This is a genomic window from Glutamicibacter sp. NPDC087831, assembly GCF_044742845.1.
Lineage (GTDB): Bacteria > Actinomycetota > Actinomycetes > Actinomycetales > Micrococcaceae > Glutamicibacter.
Map to the genome: position 1 here is coordinate 115,407 of NZ_JBIUVH010000006.1, position 21,901 is coordinate 137,307.

19 protein-coding genes are annotated in these 21,901 nt (G+C 60.5%); 8 read left to right on the top strand and 11 right to left on the bottom strand.

All coding sequences use genetic code 11. The features are described 5' to 3' along the window. Nucleotides 1-23 precede the first annotated feature (23 nt). From ACIOJF_RS16755 to ACIOJF_RS16780, 6 genes are all read right to left on the bottom strand, one after another. Nucleotides 24-1,763 carry an acetyl/propionyl/methylcrotonyl-CoA carboxylase subunit alpha gene (locus ACIOJF_RS16755; protein WP_402696593.1) on the bottom strand — a complete coding sequence of 580 codons (1,740 nt, stop codon included), beginning with the start codon at nt 1,761-1,763 and terminating at the stop codon, nt 24-26. 9 nt (nt 1,764-1,772) lie between these two features. Next, nucleotides 1,773-3,377 carry a carboxyltransferase domain-containing protein gene (locus ACIOJF_RS16760; protein ID WP_402741925.1) on the bottom strand — a complete coding sequence of 535 codons (1,605 nt, stop codon included), beginning with the start codon at nt 3,375-3,377 and terminating at the stop codon, nt 1,773-1,775. Then, the gene (locus ACIOJF_RS16765; protein ID WP_402741926.1) at nt 3,374-4,132 is read right to left on the bottom strand and encodes a LamB/YcsF family protein; all 759 of its coding nucleotides are present in this window, start codon (nt 4,130-4,132) and stop codon (nt 3,374-3,376) included. Before ACIOJF_RS16765 ends, ACIOJF_RS16760 begins: the two co-directional genes overlap by 4 nt. Nucleotides 4,133-4,357: 225 nt before the next feature. Continuing rightward, entirely contained in the window at nt 4,358-4,507 is a 150-nt protein-coding gene (locus ACIOJF_RS16770; RefSeq protein WP_181148833.1) for a hypothetical protein, read from the bottom strand. A 165-nt stretch (nt 4,508-4,672) separates the two neighbouring features. Continuing rightward, the gene (locus tag ACIOJF_RS16775; RefSeq protein WP_105657378.1) at nt 4,673-6,358 is read right to left on the bottom strand and encodes a formate--tetrahydrofolate ligase; all 1,686 of its coding nucleotides are present in this window, start codon (nt 6,356-6,358) and stop codon (nt 4,673-4,675) included. Between the two features lie 502 nt (nt 6,359-6,860). Further along, nucleotides 6,861-8,321: an MDR family MFS transporter gene (locus ACIOJF_RS16780; RefSeq protein WP_402741927.1), complete on the bottom strand. Its 1,461-nt coding sequence runs from the start codon at nt 8,319-8,321 to the stop codon at nt 6,861-6,863. A 147-nt stretch (nt 8,322-8,468) separates the two neighbouring features. On the opposite strand from ACIOJF_RS16780, the gene ACIOJF_RS16785 reads away from it, so the two are divergent. The 4 genes from ACIOJF_RS16785 to ACIOJF_RS16800 all read left to right on the top strand — a co-directional run bounded on the left by ACIOJF_RS16785 (nt 8,469) and on the right by ACIOJF_RS16800 (nt 12,158). Next, nucleotides 8,469-9,062, top strand: coding sequence for a TetR/AcrR family transcriptional regulator (locus ACIOJF_RS16785; RefSeq protein ID WP_402741928.1), 594 nt, complete (start codon nt 8,469-8,471; stop codon nt 9,060-9,062). Nucleotides 9,063-9,274: 212 nt separating this feature from the next. Continuing rightward, entirely contained in the window at nt 9,275-11,497 is a 2,223-nt protein-coding gene (locus ACIOJF_RS16790; RefSeq protein ID WP_402741929.1) for an NADP-dependent isocitrate dehydrogenase, read from the top strand. 156 nt (nt 11,498-11,653) lie between these two features. Next, nucleotides 11,654-11,887, top strand: a complete 234-nt coding sequence (locus ACIOJF_RS16795; protein WP_402741930.1) for a FitA-like ribbon-helix-helix domain-containing protein — start codon at nt 11,654-11,656, stop codon at nt 11,885-11,887. 97 nt (nt 11,888-11,984) lie between these two features. Further along, nucleotides 11,985-12,158 carry a hypothetical protein gene (locus tag ACIOJF_RS16800; RefSeq protein WP_402741931.1) on the top strand — a complete coding sequence of 58 codons (174 nt, stop codon included), beginning with the start codon at nt 11,985-11,987 and terminating at the stop codon, nt 12,156-12,158. A 134-nt stretch (nt 12,159-12,292) separates the two neighbouring features. On the opposite strand, the gene ACIOJF_RS16805 is transcribed toward ACIOJF_RS16800, so the two are convergent. Further along, nucleotides 12,293-13,555 (bottom strand): hypothetical protein, encoded by a 1,263-nt coding sequence (locus ACIOJF_RS16805; RefSeq protein WP_402741932.1) that lies wholly within the window; start codon nt 13,553-13,555, stop codon nt 12,293-12,295. Nucleotides 13,556-13,636: 81 nt separating this feature from the next. Here ACIOJF_RS16805 and ACIOJF_RS16810 point away from each other — a divergent pair, with 81 nt between their 5' ends. After that, nucleotides 13,637-13,852 (top strand): NADP-dependent isocitrate dehydrogenase, encoded by a 216-nt coding sequence (locus ACIOJF_RS16810; protein ID WP_402741933.1) that lies wholly within the window; start codon nt 13,637-13,639, stop codon nt 13,850-13,852. Between the two features lie 70 nt (nt 13,853-13,922). Here ACIOJF_RS16810 and ACIOJF_RS16815 read toward each other — a convergent pair whose 3' ends face one another. Next, nucleotides 13,923-14,900 carry a hypothetical protein gene (locus tag ACIOJF_RS16815; protein ID WP_402741934.1) on the bottom strand — a complete coding sequence of 326 codons (978 nt, stop codon included), beginning with the start codon at nt 14,898-14,900 and terminating at the stop codon, nt 13,923-13,925. A 363-nt stretch (nt 14,901-15,263) separates the two neighbouring features. On the opposite strand from ACIOJF_RS16815, the gene ACIOJF_RS16820 reads away from it, so the two are divergent. Beyond that, a complete protein-coding gene (locus ACIOJF_RS16820) occupies nt 15,264-16,295 on the top strand; it encodes an RNase H family protein (protein ID WP_402741935.1) in 1,032 nt (343 codons plus the stop codon). 30 nt (nt 16,296-16,325) lie between these two features. Here the strand turns inward: ACIOJF_RS16820 and ACIOJF_RS16825 are convergent, their stop codons facing one another. Together ACIOJF_RS16825 and ACIOJF_RS16830 are read right to left on the bottom strand one after the other, a co-directional pair. Continuing rightward, nucleotides 16,326-17,858 carry a deoxyguanosinetriphosphate triphosphohydrolase family protein gene (locus tag ACIOJF_RS16825; protein ID WP_402741936.1) on the bottom strand — a complete coding sequence of 511 codons (1,533 nt, stop codon included), beginning with the start codon at nt 17,856-17,858 and terminating at the stop codon, nt 16,326-16,328. Nucleotides 17,859-17,898: 40 nt separating this feature from the next. After that, nucleotides 17,899-18,819, bottom strand: a complete 921-nt coding sequence (locus tag ACIOJF_RS16830; RefSeq protein ID WP_402741937.1) for a 2-hydroxyacid dehydrogenase — start codon at nt 18,817-18,819, stop codon at nt 17,899-17,901. 132 nt (nt 18,820-18,951) lie between these two features. Here ACIOJF_RS16830 and ACIOJF_RS16835 point away from each other — a divergent pair, with 132 nt between their 5' ends. Together ACIOJF_RS16835 and ACIOJF_RS16840 are read left to right on the top strand one after the other, a co-directional pair. After that, on the top strand, nt 18,952-19,185 hold the full coding sequence (locus ACIOJF_RS16835) for a hypothetical protein (protein ID WP_402741938.1): 234 nt from the start codon (nt 18,952-18,954) through the stop codon (nt 19,183-19,185). Nucleotides 19,186-19,687: 502 nt separating this feature from the next. Further along, the gene (locus ACIOJF_RS16840) at nt 19,688-21,268 is read left to right on the top strand and encodes a helix-turn-helix domain-containing protein (protein WP_402741939.1); all 1,581 of its coding nucleotides are present in this window, start codon (nt 19,688-19,690) and stop codon (nt 21,266-21,268) included. Between the two features lie 151 nt (nt 21,269-21,419). Here the strand turns inward: ACIOJF_RS16840 and ACIOJF_RS16845 are convergent, their stop codons facing one another. Continuing rightward, nucleotides 21,420-21,695 (bottom strand): hypothetical protein, encoded by a 276-nt coding sequence (locus tag ACIOJF_RS16845; protein WP_402741940.1) that lies wholly within the window; start codon nt 21,693-21,695, stop codon nt 21,420-21,422. Nucleotides 21,696-21,901: the final 206 nt, after the last annotated feature.

Genomic DNA, 21,901 nt, shown 5'->3' on the forward strand with positions numbered 1-21,901 from the left:
GTACGGACTTCATGGCCTGGACGCTAGCCGATGGTGCCCAAGGTGTCGCCGCGGCGTACGGCTGACCCTGCGCTCAAGTCCGCTGCACGGAAGATGCCATCACGGTGCGCGGTGATGGTGGATTCCATCTTCATCGCCTCGACGATGGCAATGCTCTGCCCTTCGGCGACTGCACTGCCATCTTCTGCAGCGAAGCGGACGAGGTTCCCGTCCATGGTGCTGCGTACCGCGGCGGCATCGACCTCGCCGGCAGCATCATCCTGGGTGGCGGCGGCGGTGCCGGCTCCCGGGGTATTGCGCAACGCGCTGGTCAGTGCAGCGGGAAGACCCAGCTGGACGGCCTTGCCGTCGAGCTCTATGGTGATGGTTTCACGGCTGGTATCGCGCTGATCCAGATCCATCTCGTCGCTGGCCTCCACCTCGTTGAGGAACTCGTCCTCGATCCACGTGGTGTAGACGCCCAGGGATTCGCCGTTGAACGCTTCGTGCTCGATGACGGCGCGGTGGAATGGCAGGACCGTAGGTACACCGGCAATGCTGATTTCTTCCAGCGCCAGGCGGGCACGGCGCAACGCCTGGTTCCGGTCGGCCCCGCGCACAATCAGCTTGGCGATCATCGAGTCGTAGAACGGCGGAATGACCGAGCCGCTGCGCACGCCCGAGTCCACCCGCACGCCGGCGCCGGTTGGCGCTTCGAACCGCTCCACGGTGCCGGGCGCAGGCAGGAAGCCGCGAGCCGGGTCCTCGGCATTGATGCGGAATTCGATGGCATGGCCGGTGGGCTGCGGGTCCTCGGTAATGGACAACGGCAGGCCATCGGCAATGCGGAACTGCTCGGCCACCAGATCGACGCCGGAAGTCTCCTCGGTGATCGGGTGCTCCACCTGCAAACGGGTATTGACTTCCAAGAAGGAGATCAGACCGTCCTGGGCCACCAGGTATTCCACGGTGCCGGCCCCGACATATCCGGCTTCCTTGCAGATCGCCTTCGCGGACTCGTGGATCCGGGTCCGCTGCTCATCGGTCAAGAACGGGGCCGGCGCCTCTTCCACCAGCTTCTGGTGGCGGCGCTGCAAGGAGCAGTCGCGGGTGCCGACGACCACCACATTGCCGTGGGTATCGGCCAGCACCTGCGCTTCAACGTGGCGCGGCTTGGCCAGGAAACGTTCCACGAAACATTCGCCACGGCCAAAGGCCACGGTGGCTTCGCGGGTGGCGGACTCGAAAGCATCGGAGATCTCATCGAGCGAGTAGGCGATCTTGATGCCGCGGCCACCACCGCCGAAGGCCGCCTTGATGGCGACCGGCACGCCGTACTCTTCAGCGAAGGCCCGCACCTCGCCGGCGTCCGCTGCCGGGCCGTCGGTGCCTGGGGCCAGCGGTGCGCCTGCGCGCACCGCGATCTGGCGGGCGGTGACCTTGTTGCCCAGGGCTTCGATGGCCGCGGGGGACGGGCCGATCCAGCTCATGCCAGCTTCGATGACGGCGTTGGCGAGGTTCGCGTTCTCCGAGAGGAAACCGTAGCCGGGGTGCACCGCATCGGCGCCGCAGCGCTTGGCGATGTTGATGATCTTGTCGATATCCAGGTAGGTGTCTGCGCCGGTGGAACCGTGCAGCGGGTACGCTTCATCTGCGCGGCGCACGTGCAGGGCGTCGGCATCCGGGTCCGAGTAGATGGCCACCGAAGAAATATTTGCGTCGGTGGCCGCTCGTGCAATGCGGACCGCGATTTCGCCTCGGTTGGCGATGAGAACTTTTTTCATGGCAATTCCTTAGGCGTCTGATGCGGCGTGGCCGGCAGCGGGATGGAGTTCGAATCGAATTCTGCTTCCGGGCGGAAGCTGCGCGGCTGCGCCCAGGTCTTCGGCAATGACGGTGGCGATCACCGGATAGCCGCCGGTGACCGGATGATCTGCGAGGAACAGCACCGGCAGGCCGGAGGGCGGCACCTGCAAGGATCCGCGGGCTACGCCTTCACTGGCCAGTTCCCCGGAGCGGACGCGCTGCAGCGGCTGCTGCCCGGTATCCAGGCGTACACCCACGCGGTTGGATTCGCTGGTGACATCCCAAATCTGGGCGGCCAGCTGGTCCACGCCCGCCTGGCCAAACCAATCGGCACGCGGACCGGGCATGGCGCGCAGCGTGTACACGCCGTTATCGTCTGGGACCGGCAGGGTGCTCGGTTCGCTGTTGCCAACGATGTGGCCCAGATGCGGGCGGCTCACCGGCAGCAAGCCACCGGCTTGCAAAGGCTGGGGACCGACGCCGGAAAGGGTGTCGGTGGACAGCGAGCCGAGGACCGGTTCCTGCTCGATGGTGCCGCGCACAGCAAGGTAGCTGCGCAGCCCGCGGCCGGCGGGTTCAACCTCCAGGCGCTCGCCGTGCAGCAGCGCGAACGGTGCATTGGCCGCGGCCTGGCGCGGGGTGCGGACCTGGTCGTCTTCGGCCGGGGTGATCCAGAGTTCTGCTTCGGCGCCGGTGAGCGCCAGCACTTGGTCTTGCTCGGCTTCAACGGTGATGCGGCTGCCGAGGTTCTCGATCACGGCTTGGCCTGGTTGGTTGCCCACCAGGCGGTTGGCCTGGTGGAAGGCGGCCGGGTCTGCGGCTCCTGCGACGCCAACTCCGAGGTTGCCGTAGCCGATGCGTCCGGCATCCTGGAGCAGGGACTGCAGGCCGGCGTCGATGATTTTCAGGCCACCGGCAAGTGCCTGCACTGATGCTTCGTCTTGTGCGGCGGGTGCTTGGCTCACCGATATTTTCCGGGTGGCCCGGACGAACTGCACGGTATCCTGCGGCCGGATCAATGCAGGATTTTCGCGCTGCAAATCCCACATTTGCAGATCGGTATGCCCAATCAGCTGCCAGCCTCCGGGGGATTGGCGCGGATAGACGGCCGAGTACTCACCGGCGAGCGCCACCGCTCCGGCGGGCACCTTGGTGCGCGGGGAGTCTCTGCGCGGGACATTCAAGTCCTGGTTTTCGCCGAGCAGATAGGCGAAGCCGGGAGCGAATCCGCCAAATACTGCACGCCACCTCTGGCTGGTGTGCGCATTGATCACAGCTTCGGTGCTCAGACCGGTCAGCTCGGCCACGGCGGCGAGGTCTTCGCCATCGTAGTTCACTGGTACTTCAACCAGCTTGCCCGCAGCGTGGAGTGCAGAAGCTACTTCAAGTTCTGGCAGTGCTGCCATGGCCCGTTCGGCGCTCTGCGCGGAATCGAATTTCAGCAGTACCGTTTGCGCGGCGGCCAAGAGGTCGCGCTGTCCGGACAGGGGAGAGGTTTCCAAGGCGGCGTTGAGCGCCAAGACAGCATCGAGCGAGTCCAGGTCGATGAGCAGATCATGGGAACCTGCCCGGTGAATGGCGCGGATGCTCACGCGAAGCTCCGGATCTGCACGCCGGCATGTTCCAGTCCTGCGCGCACGGCGCTGGCCATGGCCACTGCACCGGCAGTATCGCCGTGCAGGCAGATGCTCTCGGCTTCCATCTTGATGGTGCTGCCGTCCACGGCAACAATGGTGCCTTCGGTGGCCAGGCGGACCATGTTCTCGGTGACCTGCGCGGGGTCGTGCAATACGGCGTTGGATTCGCGGCGGGAGACCAAGGTGCCCTCGGGGGTGTAGTTGCGGTCGGCGAAGGCTTCTGCGACGCCGCGCAGGCCAGCGGCTTCGGCCTTTTTCAGGGCGACAGCACCTGGCAGCAGCAGGACCGGCAGGTCGGTGCCGAAGGCCTTGATGGCATCGATGACGGCCTGGGCATGCGCCTGGTGGTGCACGATGGTGTTGTACAGCGCGCCGTGCGGCTTGACGTACTTGATTTCGCTGCCTGCGGCGCGTGCCAGGGCTTGCAGGGCTCCAAGCTGGTAGAGGACGTCATCGGCCAATTCGGTGGCCGAGCAGTCCAGGAAGCGGCGGCCGAAACCGGCCAGGTCGCGGTAGCCCACATGGGCTCCGATGGTGACGTTGGCGCTGACCGCATCGCGGCAGGTCTGGGCGATGGTGCTGGGGTCTCCAGCGTGGAACCCGCAAGCTACATTGGCCGAAGACACGGAGGTGAAGATGGCGGCGTCGTCGCCCATCGTCCAGTTGCCGAACGACTCGCCTACGTCTGAATTCAGGTCTATGTATGGCATTGTGATCCCCGTCTCGTGAAAACCTCTTGGTAAAAGAATGCCCCACTTTCGGTAATTGTTCAACAATCTTGGCAGGGTTTTTGAGTATCGTTTCCCGGAATTCTGCTGGAGCGGTGCTCCCACCTCTCTTCTGATCAGGCGTTTTGCACGTGGAATAGCAAAGCCCGAGGCCAGGAATCCTTGCGGAATCCTGGCCTCGGGCAGGTCTTGTGACTGGCGGTGCGGCTACTGGCCTTCTTCGCCGTCGGAATCTTCATGCCCGAACGGAATGGGCGCGTTCTGGGCCGCATCCGGATCAGGGACAGTAGTGTTCTTGTCCTCTGGGTCCGGAGTCTGAGCTGGACCTGTGGTTTCGTCGTGGTTTTCGGTTCCCATGGTTATTTCCCTTCATCCGTGCCTTGCTTGATTGCCAGCTATCGGGTGCTGGTTCACATAGCCTAGCTGTGAATCGTGGCGAAAAGCGGTGCGATCAGGGAATTACCATGTTCGCCCGCCGTGGAATCCCGGCACGCCGGCGATCCCCGCGGTCTTGCCCGGCCGCTAGGACAGTCCGATGGCGTTGCCGTGCTCGTCGACATCCATGTGCAGGGCCGCTGGCACCCGCGGAAGTCCCGGCATCGTGGTGAGCGCCCCGGTGATGGCCACGATGAATCCGGCACCGGTCTTGGGGATCAGCTCGCGGACCTGCACGGTGAAGCCGCTGGCGGCGCCTAGCAGCTGCGGGTCATCGGAGAAGGAGTACTGGGTTTTGGCGATGCAGACCGGCAGGTGCGACCAGCCGTTGTCGTGGATCTGCTGGAGCATCCGCCGGGCCTTGGGGGAGTACTCGACGCCTTCGCCCCCGTAGACGCCGCGCACCAGGGCCAGGATCTTGTCCTCGACCGGCTGCTGCAGCTCGTACAGCGGGGCAAAATTGCCCGGTTCCCCGATGGTCCGCAGCACCATGGCGGCCAGCTCGCCTGCTCCGGAGCCGCCCTGGCCCCAGACATCGGCGATGGCGCAGGCAATGCCCTGCTGTTTTGCCCAGCCGGTGACCGCTTCCAGCTCGGCATCGGTATCCGTGGTGAAGCGGTTGATGCCGATCACTGGCTGGATGCCGAACTTCGAGACGATCGAGGCGTGGCGTTCCAGGTTCGGCAGCCCGGCCCGCACGGCCTCGACGTTTTCTTCCCCCAGCTCCTCCTTGGGCACCGAACCATGCATCTTCAGTGCGCGGACGGTGGCGACAATGACCACCGTGTCCGGCGGGCACCCGGCGTAGCGGGCCTTGATGTCCATGAATTTCTCGGCGCCCAGATCGGTGCCGAAGCCGGCTTCGGTCACCACCACGTCGGCCAGTGCGCGGGCGGTGTTGGTGGCGATGGCCGAGTTGCAGCCGTGGGCGATGTTGGCAAAGGGCCCGCCGTGGATGAGCGCGGGAGTGCCCCCGATGCTCTGCACCAGGTTGGGCTTGATGGCTTCCTTGAGCAGCAGCGCCATCGCACCCGCCGCGCCCAGGTCATCGGCGGTGACCGGGACCTTGGCGTAGGTGTATCCGACGGTGATCCTGCCCAACCGGGCGCGCAGGTCCGCCAGCCCGGTGGCCAGGCAGAAAACAGCCATGACCTCGGAGGCGGCGGTGATTTCGAAGCCAGTTTCGCGCGGCACCCCGTTGGCGGTACCGCCCAGGCCGATCACCACGTGGCGCAATGCGCGGTCGTTCATGTCCAGCACCCGCTTGAAGGTGATGGATCGCGGGTCGATGCCCAGCTCGTTGCCCTGCTGCAGGTGGTTGTCGAGCATGGCCATGAGAAGGTTGTTCGCACTGGTGATGGCGTGGAAATCCCCGGTGAAATGCAGGTTGATCTCGTCCATGGGCAGCACCTGGGATTGGCCTCCGCCGGTGGCTCCGCCCTTCATCCCGAAGCTCGGGCCGACTGAGGGCTCGCGCAGCGCGATGATGGTCTTGGTCCCGGTGGCAGCCAGAGCGTCGCCCAGGCCCACCACCATGGTGGATTTGCCTTCCCCCGCCGGCGTCGGGGACATGCCGCTGACCAGGACGACTTTTCCGGGCCGGCTTCCGTTGGCCGGCAGCAGGGCAGGATCAATTTTGGCCTTGTACTTGCCGTAGGGCTCCAGCGCGTCCTGCGGGATTCCGGCCGCCTCGGCAATCCGGGAGATCGGCCTGAGCACTGCCCGCGAGGCAATGGCCAGATCGCTCATATCGGTTTCCGGCAATGCTGCCATATTGTGTCCCCTGTCTGGCTGCCCGGTGACCCGGGGGTGAGGAAGACCAAGGCTTCTGGTTTTCCCTGATTGGCCTTCAAGCTATCACCTTGCAGGCAAGGCGAGAAGGCCGTGATGGGCAGAACGTGGGTCGGTTCTCGGCACGGTCCGAGGGCCGGACAAGGGGTAATGGCACCCTAAAACCAACTTCTCAAGAATTTAGTTGCGCCCAAGCCGCGGTCGCTGCTTGAAGATCGCGGACCAGGCGGTTTCGTGGCCAGCCTCGCGTTTGGGGAACTTATGAGGTCGCCATAGCCATGCAACTGCCCAGAACCCAACGGACAAGGAAGCGGCCGACAGCCCGGGGTGCCCCAAAGGACAAATGAAGCCCGAGCGGAGGAATTCCACCAGGAATTCCTCCGCTCGGGCTGAACACTATATTTATCCGGGATGCCTGCTGCTTTCCCGGAGGTCAGCGTCTGGGCATCCAGGCCTTGAGGGCCAGCAACGCCGAAGTGGCGCCTCAGTGATTCGCGTGCGGCTTCTCGCCCTTGATGATGAAGGCGAAGACGATCCCGATCGTGGCCAGCACGGCGCCGACGATGAACGAGATATGCGCGCCAGAGAACAAGGCCTCGGCCAGCTCGGACCCGGCGTCCAGCTGGACCTTTGACAGCAGCGACATCACGGTCACGAAGACCGTGGTGCCGATGGCACCGCCCAGCTGCTGCGCGGTATTGAAGATTGCCGAACCGTGGCCGAACAGGCGCGGATCCACCGAAGCCATCGCCGAGGACATCAGACCGGTCATCAGCAGCGCCAAGCCGATGGAGAAGATGATGTGGCAGAGCATGAACATCCACAATTCGGTCTGCGCGGTCACAGTCGCGTACATCCACTGCCCGGCGGCCAGGAACACGGCGCCGGGGATCAGGACCGGGCGCGGACCGCGCTTGTCGTAGATCCGCCCGAAAATCGGCGAGGCGATGGCCTGTGCCAGTCCGCCGGGAAGCAGCATGATGCCGATCTGCAGCGAGTCGACGCCCTGCCCGGATTCCAGCAGGATCGGCACGATCATCAGCGAACCGAGCAGGGTGCCGAAGGCAATCATGATCATCGCGATCGCGAAGCTGAAGCTGCGCGAGGCAAACGGGGTCAGGTTCAGCAGTTCGCGGCCGCTGGCGGCCAGCTTGACCTGGCGGATGATGAACAGTGCCAGGGCCACCAGGCCGATGGCGAAGCTGGCGATCATCATCGTGGCGTTATCCGCGGCATGCTCGATGCTGGAAATGCCGTACACCAGGAACCCGAAGGCCAAGGCGGAAAGGAGCACCGAAGCGGAATCCACCTTGATCTTGCGTGCACTGGAAGGGATCTTGAAGAAGACGGCGCCCAGTACCAGGACCGCCACGGCGATTGGCAGCATCAGGATGAAGATGTAGTGCCAGCCCAAGGCGTGCACGATGGCCCCCGAAGCGGTAGGCCCGATAGCCGGGCCGACGCCGATGACGATCGAGTTCAGGCCCATGATGGTGCCGCGCTGGTGGACGGGCACCAGCGTCAAGGTGGTGGTCATCAGCAAGGGCAGGACGATGGCCGTGCCAACGGCCTGGATAACGCGTGCCAGCAGCAAGAAGCCGAAGCTCGGCGCCAGCACCGCGATGACGGTGCCGAGGATGAAGCTGATGATGGCGAAGAAGAACAGCGACCGGTGCGCGAAGCGCTGCAGCAGGAAGCCGGTGGTGGGGATGACGACCGACAGGGTCAGCAGGAATCCGGTGGTGAGCCACTGGCCGGTGGACGCCGAAATGCCCATGTCCTGCATGATGCCGGGCAGCGCCACCGTGAGCACGGTTTCGTTCAGGATCATCATGAAAGCGGCCAGGGCCAGCGAGGCGATGATGCCTGTCAGAGTTTTGGCGGAGAGTTGCCCGGCGGGCGCCGCGCTTGGCTTGGCGCTGGTTCTAGGGGGATTTGTAGTCACGAAGTCTTCTTCCTGTGGAGTGTCAACCGCTAAATACTGTCACACTCTGCCACTTTTTCGTAAGCGAATCTGTCAGACTGTGACAGGAAACAATTTTGGTGGACGAGGCCTGCGCAGCACAGGCAGTCCGGAGCATCGGAGAGCGCCATGGGGATTCGCGAGGAACGCAAAGAGGCAACGATCCAGTCCATCCGGGCAGCAACCCTGGATCTGGTGGAACTCCATGGCCTGGAATCGGTGACGGTGGGGCAGATCGCTGCCCGGGCCGGCATTTCCGAGCGGACTTTCTTCCGCTACTGCGAATCCAGGGAAGCGGCCATGGTGCCGGCGCAGCATGAGTTGATCCAGGCCGTGACCGAATGCCCCATTGCTGACGGATCCACGAGCGCGCAGATTTTCCGGCTGCTGGCCAACGAATGCCGCCGGATCCTTGTTGCCGAGATCCGTGGCAATGAATACCGGCGCATTTCCCGGTTGATTGCCACGGAGCCGAAGCTGCTATTGGCCATCACCCGGCAAGATCAAGCCTTCTGCGCTGCCACGGCGCAGGAGCTGCGCCGCCGCGGGCTGGTGCCGGCCATGCCCGCCTTGATGATTGGCGAAGCCTTGGCCGCCCTCTGGCGCGTGGCCTGGCAGAGCTTCGGCCAGGCGGAACGCGCCGGGGAGCCTGCAGATCCAGTTGAGCTCTTCGATGAGGCCATGGCGAATCTCGAAGCACTGGCCGGCGGAAGAGCCGAATAGCGAATAACTCTGTTGAGTTATCGCTGATTAACTTAAATGTGACGAACTGCTTGCAGGCTGTCCAGCCCGGCATTTCGGTGAATAAACGGCGTTGCCGCGCGTATTTCCCGCTGCCGCAAAGTGTGGTGTAGAGCAAAATCAGGTAGATTTGGAACGTTGAGTTCAGGGCGGTAACACCGCTTCCGCACGACGTTCAGGGAGACGCCACACCTATGGCAAAGATTATTTACACCCACACCGACGAAGCGCCTATGCTGGCGACCCACTCGTTCCTGCCAATCGTGGAGGCCTTCGCCTCGACCGCCGGTGTGGAACTTGAGACCCGCGACATCTCGCTGGCTGGTCGCATCATCGCTACCTTCCCGGATTATGTCACCGAAGAGCAGCGCATCGGTGATGCTCTGGCAGAACTTGGCGACCTGGCCAAGACCCCGGATGCAAACATCATCAAGCTGCCGAACATCTCGGCTTCGATCCCGCAGCTGAAGGCTGCCATCGCCGAGCTGCAGGCTGCCGGCTACGCACTGCCTGACTACCCGGATAACCCGACCTCGGATGAAGAGACCGACGTCCGCGCACGCTACGACAAGATCAAGGGTTCGGCTGTGAACCCGGTCCTGCGCGAGGGCAACTCGGACCGCCGTGCACCACTGAGCGTGAAGAACTACGCTCGCAAGTACCCGCACTCCATGGGCGAGTGGGCCGCTGATTCGAAGACCAACGTGGCCACCATGGGCGTTGACGACTTTGCTGCCAACGAGAAGTCCGTAGTCATCGACGCGGACAAGAAGATCTCGATCCGCTTCGTCGGCGAAGACGGCGAAGTCAAGGTCCTGAAGAAGCCTTTCGACGTGCTGGCCGGCGAAGTCATCGACGGCACCGTCATGCACGCCGCGGCCCTGTCCGAGTTCCTGAAGAACTCCGTGGCCCGCGCCAAGAAAGAGGGCGTGCTGTTCTCGGCTCACCTGAAGGCCACCATGATGAAGGTCTCCGACCCGATCATCTTCGGCCACGTGGTGAAGGCCTACTTCTCCGAGCTGTTCGAAACCTACGGCGACGAGCTGGCAGCAGCCGGCCTGAACCCGAACAACGGCCTGGCAGCCATCCTCGGCGGCCTGGACGAGCTGTCCGACGAGGTGCGCGCCGGCGTGGAGAAGCTGATCGCCAAGGGCCTGGAAGAGGGCCCGGCAGTTGCCATGGTCGATTCCGACAAGGGCATCACCAACCTGCACGTTCCATCGGACGTGATTGTCGACGCTTCGATGCCGGCCATGATCCGCCTGGGCGGCAAGATGTGGGATGCCAAGGGCAACACCGCAGACACCCTGGCTGTGCTCCCGGATTCTTCCTACGCAGGCATCTACCAGGTCGCCATCGACGACTGCCGTGCCAACGGCGCGTTCGACCCGACCACCATGGGCACCGTGCCGAACGTCGGCCTGATGGCGCAGAAGGCCGAGGAATACGGCTCGCACGACAAGACCTTCGAAATCGCTGGCAACGGCCACGTGCAGATCGTCGACGAGAACGATGCAGTGCTCATCGAGCACCAGGTCTTCGCTGGCGACATCTGGCGCGCCTGCCAGACCAAGGATGTAGCCATCCGCGACTGGGTGAAGCTGGCAGTGAACCGCGCCCGCGCCTCCCAGACCCCGGCTGTCTTCTGGCTCGATGAGAACCGCGCGCATGACGCAGTGCTGATCGCCAAGGTCAACGAGTACCTCAAGGAGCACGACACCGAGGGCCTGACCATCGAGATCCTCTCCCCGGTCGAGGCGACCCAGTACTCGATCGACCGCATCCGCAAGGGCGAGGACACCATCTCGGTGACCGGCAACGTGCTGCGCGACTACCTGACCGACCTGTTCCCGATCCTGGAACTGGGCACTTCGGCCAAGATGCTCTCGATCGTTCCGCTGCTGGCTGGCGGCGGCCTGTTCGAGACCGGTGCCGGCGGCTCGGCTCCGAAGCACGTGCAGCAGCTGGTGAACGAGAACCACCTGCGCTGGGATTCGCTGGGCGAGTTCATGGCCCTGGGTGCTTCCTTCGAGCACCTGGCAGTGACTACCAACAACGCCCGCGCCCAGGTGCTGGCCGATACCCTCGACGCTGCAACCGGCACCTTCCTGTTGAAAGACAAGTCGCCTAAGCGCAAGGTGGGCGAGCTGGATAACCGCGGCAGCCACTTCTACCTGGCCAAGTTCTGGGCTGAAGAGCTGTCAAAGCAGGACAAGGACGCCCAGCTGGCCGAGGCGTTCTCCGCAGTTGCCAAGGCACTGGACGAGAACGAGGAAACCATCGTTTCCGAACTCGCCGAGGTCCAGGGCAAGCCCGTGGATATCGCTGGCTACTACCGTCCAGACGAAGCCAAGACCTCGGCTGTGATGCGCCCAAGCGCAACGCTGAACAAGGCTCTGGAACTGCTGACCAAGTAGTTCTCCCGAGTTGAACAGGCAGGCGCCGCCCGAAAGGGTGGCGCCTGTTTTTTCTAACGGGCGGGGCAAAGATGGACTGCGCATGTGCTCCGACGTCCTCTGGTGAGATTGCGTTGATCGCCCTATCTTGAGTGAAAGCAGAGGTGGTGGTGCTCCATGTCATCCATCATCGATCGCGGTCTCGACGAGGCAGTGAAGCAGCAACTCGCCACCCGGGCGAAGGAACACGGCCGGTCCATGGAAGCCGAAGTCCGCGACATCCTCAACAAGGCAGCCCGACGGACGAAAATCGGCGAGTCCTTTCTGGCTGCGGCTCAAGAGGCCGACGGTGTCCAAGAACTTCCAGTTCCAGCGCGTGATGACATCGCAAGATCGGTGGACTTAGGGTGATTGTCCTCGACACGAATGTCCTCTCAGAGATTTTCCGGCCCTCGCCGAAGGTGCGCGTGCTCGGCTGGCTAGAGTCGCTAATTGGGGGGGCCATTCGGTGCTACCCTTCGATGAAGTGGCGGGGGAGTACTACGCGGACGACCTGGTGGCCCGCGAAGCTGCCGGTACGCCGGTCACCGCCGATGCACAGATTGCTGCCATCTGTCTGGCGCAGGACGCGAAGTACGCTAAGTGGAATACCAAGGCCTTGCGCACACCGGCATTGACCTGACTAATCAGTGGCGCGAATTGCACGGTGACGTGCTCCGTGCGTGAGGTCAACGTCTACGACGATGTCACCTAGGTGAACTGTTCAAGCTCCGACGGCGCATTAACATCGCACAGATGCAGGGCGTATTCCATGATCTACTCCGGGTTTACGCCAATCTTCGCGGTTCGATGGTCGTTGCTCTCTTCGGGAACCGCGAGCGGCACCAGAGCCTGTATTCGGCGGTGCGCAATGCGGATTTCTCGCCGTCGCCTAGCCCGCTCGTTAGCCAATATCGCATAGCGGAGAACATGTGCGGGGTAGCAAAACCTAACGTAGGCTGATCTGAGCTTCGGCGACCGGGGATAGCGAGTCAATGCCAGGGGCAGCACCAGCAGGCAGCTGCAGAGCGACGAGGCGGCAAGGATCGCGATGACCATTGCCGTCGTCTTTTCGGTCCCCGCGTATTCACCACTGCCCAGCATCACGACAGTGAGAATCACCAAGAACGTAATGCTTGCACCCAGCGGAACGAGCATCACTACTGCGGCCAGCAGTGAACGATTCTGCGGCAACAACCACGGGACGACGACGATGCATGCAAGCAGCACCAGCATCAAGAGCATGATCCAGAAAAGAACTATGATCTCGACATAGCTGGCTTGGTCTGCACCTAACACATTTCGGGGTATGGTAAACATCGCCATTGCAAACCCGATCAGCAACAGGGCCGCGGCCACCAGCGATAGCACCAGGCGCGGCACTTGAACTGAATCACGTGGAGTGAAGTACCAGTGGCGAAATGATTCGTTCGTCGCGCGAAGATGCTTGGACAGCAGTTCCGGCAGCCGGTTTTGGATCGCCGAAAGTTGCTCGCTTGCTGACAAGCGGAATGTCGACGCGACGTAGGCCAGGGCCTGCGAAAGGCACACAATGATCAAAGCGTCGGTCGCGTCTTCAGGGACTGAAGAGCTCATGGCCAGAAACCCAGTAAGGTAGAGCAATCCGAACATGACTGACAGGCTCCCGCAGATCCAGGTGGAGAGGCGCAGATGTTCACGTCTGCGAGTCTCTTCCCGCGCATCATGCGTGGAGACTGCCAATGAGCGCGTGCTCAGCGCCAACGCAACTATCAATGTTGCCAAGATCGCCAACGCGGCAAGAACTGTGTCTTTTCGGACCTGCACAGCGTCGAAAATAATTGCCGTTGTGATCTCGACCGGTTTCAGACGAACCAGAGTCCCCAAAAAGAACGAAAGGATCACGAACGCCACGCATAAGAAGCCGCCCAGGATCTGGATGCTGGTCCATTCGCGCAGCTGATTGGGCAGTGACTTCTCGGGTTTTTGATCCCAATTGTCCGGCGCTCGTCGCTTTCTTGCCGAACTGCGATATCCATGAATTTGAACTTTGCCATTCACGGGCCTCATATTGCCACCCGCAACGGACAGTATGGGCAGCAGCCTGGGATACCCCGGCCCACCACGCCCAGGTTGTCGACGGTGCCGGTCAGCAAGGCGTTGAGAAGATTCCGCGTTCGCCGCCGTCGCCCCAAGGTGGCGGAGGAAAACGAGCAGGCCAATGAGGCTGGGCTCGCCGAGGTCCAGGGCAAGGCCGTGGACATTGCTGGCTACTACCGTCCAGACGAAGCCAAGACCTCGGCTGTGATGCGCCCAAGCGCAACCCTGAACAAGGCTCTGGAACTGCTGACCAGATAGTTCTTACAGCTAAGGCACTGGCCCCAATTCTCGACGAGGATTGGGGCCAGTGGCTTTTAACCTGGAATGTCTACCGGGGCGAATTCTGAGGTATTTCGTAATTGGAAACCACCGCAGGACTCACGTTCTTCGATGCGCGATCCAGGAGATCCGCAACAATCTGTTGATCTTTTTCCGGGTCCCTTATGATTTTTCCTTTGCGATGTGCAAAGTCGCGGTAGTCGATGATGACCAAATCATAACCGTTCTCGGGGATTTGCTGGGCCTTGCGAGCATCATAGAGTTTTCTTTGCTCTCCACGCGGCATGCCCGTCGCCGTGATCTTTGAATCGAAAAAGGGCACGGATTCCGAATGCTGCTTTTCGTGATACTCGACGACCAGGTCATGGTCAGCCCAGAAGCCATCTACTGGCAGCAGTTTCCGTTTTCCCGACTCCTTTGATGGATCCCCTAGCAACCACGAGAAAGTTTTCTGGTTCTCGCATTCAGCGCCCAGATGCCGGGCGCAAAGCTCCAGAACATAGTATTCGTCACGCCTGGCTGCGGAGGACGACTCTTCGATCACTGGAACGTGGACCGGCGGATGGGGGATTCGCCTTCCAGTTCCCCAGCCGATTTCCCAGCCTCCTGAGTCATCAAAGTAATCTGCGTAGGCTACCGGCAAATCAGTCAGGGCGTGTACTTGTGAAGCCAGCTGTGCATACCATCGAACATATTCTTCGTTTCCCGTCTGGCTCAGGGGCGTCCTCTGAAGTGAAGGCATGCCGTCAAGTATTGCTTCAGCGACACGTACATGGCTGACATCTTCCGGGAACTGGATATCTCCGTTGAATACGTTGTCACCCGCTGTTGAATAGCGGCACGACTCGTTGGCTTCAAAAGGTGATCCATATTTGCCCTCAAAGTCCCATTCGGTGACGTTGAAGATGATGATCCTCCACGCAGTACCAGACGCGTTGATTCCTGGAAGAATTCTCAGGCCGCCGTATCCTAGCCGGTGGAGGAGCCGGACAGCTTCAATGATTCTGATAGCTAATTGTGAATCCATTTTTCAGATTTAGCTCCTCGGCCAAGATCTTGCATTTACTAGTTGAATATTCTCATGAACAGATGACAAATTAGCTCACGGATCCATCGATGTAACTGGAATTTTTCGGATGAGGATAGGAGAGCATTGGAAAGCGGAACTAAACCGGAGTTTGGATGCATGAGCGAGGTGCAGGTTCGCATGAAACGGTGGGTGTCGCTGGATCGGCATGAATTGCCACCTATTCATGAGCTTTCTTGTAATTGCGAAATGCGCAAAAGGTAACTATTTGATAAAGCAATCCATTATTTAACGCCGGAGAAACCAAAATTCCGGGACCCGTCAGTAATATCATTCTCAAGTATTTCAGGTGCGCTTGGAGGAATGATGCCTGCCCAGTTCCCGGGATCGCAGATCTCAGTTGTTGTCGAAACGGACGGTGTCCGGCGATTCGCTTCGGCAGAGCGCCAAGTCCAGCCAATGCGAATTCTCGCAGTAGTGGATCGTTCGCCCTATACCCTCGATCTTGCAGGTGCCAAGCACGCGTATATACCGTTTTCTGCGAAAGTAGTTCTTGATGGGCATCTAGCCCAGCGCAGCGAACAGGGACTGCATTTTGATTTCGCGGTGACTCTTTGCGATGCCAGATCTAATCCTGCAATCACGCTCTCCGGAACATGCAGAAGCAGCGAGCTGGCGACTGCGATTCTGGAATCAATTGCCGAATTCACCGGAACAAGTCTGATCACCACCCCTGCCTCCATCGATCTTCTGCTTTCGAACCGTGATGGACTGGGTTTGGCAGACGTGTCGAGCAATCCAGTATTCTGCATGAATCCACCGTGGCTGTTCGGCGTTGACCTGGAACTGGCGAGGCAGGCAAATCAGAAAGCGCTGGCGCCTCGAATCGAAGCGTATGCTCCACGTTCCAGCGTTATTGCCTACACGGATGGATCTCTGCCCCATCATGGCAAAGATCGCGGAGCGGGGGCCATGCTTACCATCCAAGGTCATTGGGCGTCGCAGATTTCACCGAAGAATTTCTCGCGCAGCCCACTTATGGCCGAGACGACGGGTGCATTATTGGCCCTGAGGCATACCCCTGCAGATTCGGACCTCACTATCTTCAGCGACAACCGGGCACTGGTGAAGTCCGTCAATGACATTGCGGGTGGGCGGCTCCAAACAAGACAACCGCATCATGTTGCCCTCGAAGTTGCGATAGCACGGCGCAGCGGAAGCACCCGGGCACTTTGGGTGCGTGGGCACAACGGAAACTGTTACAACGAGGCTGCCGATCGCATGGCTGTCCTTATGGCACGCCACTTCAACGCCGGAATTGATCCAGCGCAGACGCATTCACTGATGCAAATGATCATTGCGGAAGAACTTGCCGGGCTCACCCTGGCGGTTTGACAAGAATTTCTTCGCATTGGTCCAAGGTCCCTAGAGACCGCGACCTGCTTCCCAGAGGTTGTCGGCAGTGCCGGTCAGCAAGGCGTTGAGCGAGACGGCCTGGGCATCGGTGAACGAGGCGATGTAGTCCACGATGGCCCGTGACTGGCCCAAGCGCTGCACCTCGTCTGGTCCGGCTTGGCGGAATAGTTCGGGGGACAGCTCGCGCAGGTTCCGGTACTCCTGCGTGGCCGCTTCGACCGAATCGAGCAGCCGGCGCGGGGCGCGTCCGGCATCATCGGGATCATTGAGCCAGTTGTGGAACCCTTCGGCCAGTGAGCGGATGATCCGGGTCTGTCCGCGCTGGTACACGGCCAAGTCCGGGCGCTCGAGCACGAAGCGCGAGTGGACGAATTTCAGCACGATCACGTCGTGCCAGGCTTCATCGCCCAACCGGACGTGGCCGCTGCGCACGGTGGGGGTCTGCTCCACAGTCACCGAGGTCTGGAGTCGTTCGATCCATCGTCGGGTGAACGCGGTGACCGCGCGATCCGCTTCCAGTCCGCCGTCGTAGGGGACACCCAGCAGCCCGTCGACCAGGTCATGGCCCACCCGTTCCACGGATTCCCGGAATGCCTGCGCGTCGGCGATCCATGGATCCTTGGCCAGCGCCCGCCGCCAGGTCTGCTCCAAGGCGTGGCCAGGCCGGCGGGCATCGAGTTCGGCCTGCTTCAGCTGTCCCAGGCTCTCCGAATGCTCCAGCCAGGCACGCAATTCCGCCGATACGCTGGTGTATTGCAGCACTCCGGCCCGGTAGAAGTCGTCCAGGTCGTGCACGGCGTAGGCAATGTCATCGGCGATGTCCATGACGGAGCTCTCGAGGGTCTGCTGGTGCTGGCCGATGTTGGGGAACACCGAGAGTACGTCGGCCATCTCGTGGGCATCCACATCATAGGCCGAATATTTCAACGCGCCGGCCGCCGGGTCGGTCCCCACGCCGCGCGGCAGCATCTCGGGGGCCAACGGGGCGAGGGCACGCCATTCGTTGCGGGTCCACGGGTACTTCAGCACGGCGGCGCGCACCGCGCGGGTCAGATTCATGCCGCGGGCGGTGGCATCGCAGCTGTCCAGCGCGGTGAGGATGCGGAAGGTCTGGGCATTGCCCTCGAAGCCGTCGGGCAAGTTCAGAGTTCCCCGGGCCACGCGGTCCAGTTCCAGCTCGCCGAGGTGGCCGAAAGGAGGATGCCCCAGGTCGTGGGCCGCCGCGGCGGCCTGCACGACTACCGGGTCGCAGCCACCCAAATGGTCGACGAGTCTTCTAGTTGATTCATCAGCTTTACGCAGCCGGATCGCAATGGAGCGGGCCACCGCCGAGACCTTTAGCGAATGGGTCAGCCGGTTGTGCACCAGGGTGCCGGAGCCTGCCTGTGGAATCACCTGGGTGACCGAGGACAGCCGGGAGAAGTAGGGGGAGAAGCGGATGCGCTCGATATCGATGCGGAACTCGTCCTCATCGTTCAGGCTCGGCTCGGCAATGGCGCGATCCCGACCGCCGCTTTGGTGTGTCTTGGCCCTGTATTCCATGGTAGAAACCAGCCTAGGCGATCTACGGCTCAACGCCGCGTCAATTGATGATTTGGTTGGCGAGTTCTCCACCATGCGCAAAGGCGATAACCTGGTTGACTGCCATTTCGGAGACCAGCGAGATGAACTGTCCAGTGTCTCCAGCCATGTGCGGGGTGATGATGCAATTCGGTGCGTTCCACAGCGCGTGGTTTGCCGGCAGCGGCTCGGGATCGGTGACATCCAAAGCCGCATGCAGCCTGCCGGTTTGCAGCACCGGCAACAGGGCTTCGGTGTCGACGATGGGCCCGCGTCCCACATTGACCAGCAGTGTTCCGTCCTTCATTGCCGAGAGGAATTCGGCGTCGATAAGCTGCTCGGTTTCGGGGGTATGCGGCAGGGCAACAATCACCACATCGGCAGTGGGAAGAAAATCCCAGAGCCTATCGAGAGAATGGATGGTGTGGCCCTGCTCATGGACCCGTTCAGTGCGGGCAAATGACGTTAGCTCGGCAGGCTTGAAGGGCAGAAGCCGCGAACGGATCTCGCTGCCGACTCCTCCGGCCCCGAGAAGCACTACCTTTGACCCGTGTAGCGAGCCGGTCCACGTCCTGGTCCACTGCCGCTCGCACTGCTGCTGGCCAACTTGCGGCAGTTGGCGCAGGGAAGCGAGGACCAGAGCGAGGCAGTGTTCTGCGGTGGCATCTTCCACGGCGCCCGTGGAATTGGTCAATGACACTTGCTCAGGAAGATGCTCCAGAACCCACTCGTAGCCGATGGAGAGCAGGTGGACATGCGTCAGCCCCTTGATGCGGGAGACCCTTGAACGCAGCTGAGGGTTGCTCGGGCGTTCGGTAACCAGCACGTCGGCCGGAGGGGCGTCCTTGGGGTCATCATCGATGTGCCAGAGGATCGGTTCGATTCCCGGAAGCTGCAGCCGGTCGACGAGATCCTGCCAGGGGAGCAATACACGTAACGCCATAAGAAGAATGTCCTTTCGGGTACTATGACTATTGTGTCCGTTGGCTGGTAGCGATGAAAAATCTGGTGACCGGCCCATTGCTCAACATTAGTTATTCCAGATTGCAGATCAAATAACTAGTAGGCTGAACCCATGGCTCAAAAAGGGATTGTCGGAACCACCACGCTGATGGTGCTTGGCTGGACCGTGTTCGTCCTTGGCCTCGTCGGGCTATTCGTCGACCCGCTGGTCGGCGCGCTGTTGGCGATCGCCGGCGCGGTACTGCTCAGCGGTGGCATGATCACCGAGGCGCTGAATAGGAAGCGGGAGGCGTCCGCCGTACTGCAAAACAGCAGTGAGAAAGATATCACGGCCTCCGAACTTTAGCTGCTCCGATCTCTGCCGGCACGAACTAATGATGCTGACAGAAGCAAAACACTTATCCGTCGAAGACATTTGCACTTCTTTCAACCATGGTTGAACCCAATAGGAGCAGCTGTATGGTGCTTCGGTCGCATCAATGAACGGCAACTCGGTGCGCGACGTACCTTCGATGAGTCCTTCAAACTCCTAATCTGCCTCAACGACCCCCTCGCCTCGTCCTGAGGACGACGTCATACGGTGGCTATCGCCCAGCGGCATCGGAACCCCGAAGAACGCGGACCCAGGTATTGGCGACACGCCCCTGGAACCCCTACCTCCGACAGGCAAACGAACCAGCTTGGGCCGCAACCAAACGTCCCACACACACCGACAGCGCTCGACGAGTCTGCCCTTCTGATGGCGAGCCGATTCTACCATAAGACCTAACTGACCTGGCGATGCCTGATGATTGAGATATAAACCAATCGTTTAACCGCATTTATGAAATCGTTGAAAGGACATGTAGATGGATCAGCCTCAACTAGGAGTTCCGCCGCAGCCGTTTGTCTGCGATGGGCGGGTCGACCGAGAGAAACTCCTGGAGTTACTGGGTGCTCAGGCCGAGTTTTCTTCGCTTGATTTTAAGCGCAGCATCGACTTGAACGATAAGAGCAAGAAGTTGGAATTCATTAAGGACTGTGCGGCTATGGGGAACCAGCCAGAGGGCGGTTACCTCGTTATCGGAGCCCAGGATGATGGTCGCCCCGCAGAAGGCATAGATTTCAGCGGGCAGAACCTCGATTCAGCAGCCCTTAAAGATGCTGTCGAAGGTTACGTGGATGGCCATATCGACATCCGTTCGCAGATTCACACCATCACTTATGAGGGGCGCTCATATCAGTTAGCAGTCATCTACATTGCGCCCCCGCGCGATGGCTTACCTCTGGTAACCAAAAAGCTAGGATCAGTGCCTAACGGAAAACCGATCTTCCAACGAGGCACGGTCTTTACCCGGGAGGGGTCTCAGAACATCCTTGCCTCCCATAAAACATGGGAGCAGATTCTGCACAACTTGCAGCAGCAGGTGCGTGCAGCAGCCCGAGCGGATGTTGATGAACTGATCCACCGGGTCGTTGCGCAACTGGGCGCTGCAGGTCCTGCACAGCCGGTAGCGCCTGACTTCGACATGGGCTTACCGAGTTTCACTGCGGCAGTACGAAGAGTCCTCGAAATTGATCAATCGCCAATGCTCAAACGCGTTATTCTTAACGGCACGGCCGCCTACGAGCAAGCCATCGAAGACGATGACCGTCGGGTTGAGATTCTCGATAAACTCACTGTTCTTGCCTGCGAAGCCTGTTTGACTGACGACGCTGCCACCCTAATCAAAGTCACCGATGCACTCTACAAGATCTATAAACGCAATTACGAGAACTCGAAAATCTTCAAATACAACGCCATACGCTACGGGCTCGAAATCATCTCCAGAGTCATGGTCGTCGGATCTTTGGTGATGAGGACCGAACACTACGAAATCCTGCGGTCAATTGTGCTGCACCCCATCGGCACTTCCCCGTATGGATACAAATCATGGATCCGCCACGGGCTCACCGAAGCTTCTCATGCCAACCTCTTTGAAAACGACAAAGCTGGTGTCGGCATGATCTCTGCCGCTCGACAGATCATTGCCAATACCCCACATCTGAGTCCGGACTACACGTTCAAGGAAGCAACAGAAGAAACTCAACCCACATCGATCCCTGACGTATTACTTGAATCTCTGTTGCAGTTCGATTTCCTCTGGTGCTGCATAGCTCTTAACGAAAACCCCGGTAACGGACACTATGAGTTTTATCCGAGCTGCGCTGCCTATCATCAGAATCGTATCCAGCCGATTATCGAGAAGCTTGATGATAATGAGGGCACTTTCCGATCCCAGATTTTCGGCAGTTCCTCCGATGAACAAATCGCAGGGGTCATTAGTGAAGTCTATGATTTTGCCCGAAAGCAGTCCTTCGATTACGGAAGGTATTGGCCTAGTAGCGACCGATTGCCTAGCTCTGGTTTTATTCGGAGCCATGCAAAGCAGAAACCATCCTCCTGGTAAACAACTAACGGTGAAGCGCAGGCAGCCTCCTGTGCTGCCGGCCGGTGGGGGACATATCGCCATGCAGACCAGGAAGCGAAATTAGCACGAAACTCAGCCGCTGACCGTACGTCCTCGCGCATTCATGCCTCGTGCGCTCGCCGATTGTTTGCTAGTCGTTGAGGAGGATCTCTCGTTCGAGCTCGTCGGCGGTGGGGCTGGCGTGGTATCCAAATTGTGCGTTGAGGTCTTCGAGAAGCTCAGCCGGTGACTCAAGCAGTTGCTGCCTGCCGTATTGGGTAATAATGGTGGAATCAATGGGCTGATGATTGAGGACGCGGTGTTCCTCTTCGAAAGGTTGGTAATGCCCGCCAAAGAGAGGGTCTGGGCGTAGGAAGGCTTGAGTTGTCGGCTCAACAATGACTCTGACGCGGTAGTCGCTGAGCACAGTGTGGGATAGTTGGGATTGGATTCTTCGACAGGGGCAGCAATTGGCAGATGGAGCATTCCCGACGGCCGTGTATGCGGACGGCATCTCGATGGAGAAGTCGGTCGAAGAACTGCTCAATCCTTGATAAGGCGAATAGGCTGGCCGTAAACATCAAACTTGTTAGAATATTTAGAGTGATTCTTGCGTTGAAAAACCATGAATTC

What these genes read in the sequence shown, in the direction of transcription:
- ACIOJF_RS16835 (WP_402741938.1), top strand. Translation starts at nt 18,952, where the DNA reads ATGGCTCAAAAAGGGATTGTCGGAACCACCACGCTGATGGTGCTTGGC.
- ACIOJF_RS16840 (WP_402741939.1), top strand. Translation starts at nt 19,688, where the DNA reads ATGGATCAGCCTCAACTAGGAGTTCCGCCGCAGCCGTTTGTCTGCGAT.
- ACIOJF_RS16755 (WP_402696593.1), bottom strand. Translation starts at nt 1,763, where the DNA reads ATGAAAAAAGTTCTCATCGCCAACCGAGGCGAAATCGCGGTCCGCATT.
- ACIOJF_RS16770 (WP_181148833.1), bottom strand. Translation starts at nt 4,507, where the DNA reads ATGGGAACCGAAAACCACGACGAAACCACAGGTCCAGCTCAGACTCCG.
- ACIOJF_RS16830 (WP_402741937.1), bottom strand. Translation starts at nt 18,819, where the DNA reads ATGGCGTTACGTGTATTGCTCCCCTGGCAGGATCTCGTCGACCGGCTG.
- ACIOJF_RS16795 (WP_402741930.1), top strand. Translation starts at nt 11,654, where the DNA reads ATGTCATCCATCATCGATCGCGGTCTCGACGAGGCAGTGAAGCAGCAA.
- ACIOJF_RS16825 (WP_402741936.1), bottom strand. Translation starts at nt 17,858, where the DNA reads ATGGAATACAGGGCCAAGACACACCAAAGCGGCGGTCGGGATCGCGCC.
- ACIOJF_RS16790 (WP_402741929.1), top strand. Translation starts at nt 9,275, where the DNA reads ATGGCAAAGATTATTTACACCCACACCGACGAAGCGCCTATGCTGGCG.
- ACIOJF_RS16820 (WP_402741935.1), top strand. Translation starts at nt 15,264, where the DNA reads ATGATGCCTGCCCAGTTCCCGGGATCGCAGATCTCAGTTGTTGTCGAA.
- ACIOJF_RS16815 (WP_402741934.1), bottom strand. Translation starts at nt 14,900, where the DNA reads ATGGATTCACAATTAGCTATCAGAATCATTGAAGCTGTCCGGCTCCTC.
- ACIOJF_RS16775 (WP_105657378.1), bottom strand. Translation starts at nt 6,358, where the DNA reads ATGGCAGCATTGCCGGAAACCGATATGAGCGATCTGGCCATTGCCTCG.
- ACIOJF_RS16785 (WP_402741928.1), top strand. Translation starts at nt 8,469, where the DNA reads ATGGGGATTCGCGAGGAACGCAAAGAGGCAACGATCCAGTCCATCCGG.
- ACIOJF_RS16765 (WP_402741926.1), bottom strand. Translation starts at nt 4,132, where the DNA reads ATGCCATACATAGACCTGAATTCAGACGTAGGCGAGTCGTTCGGCAAC.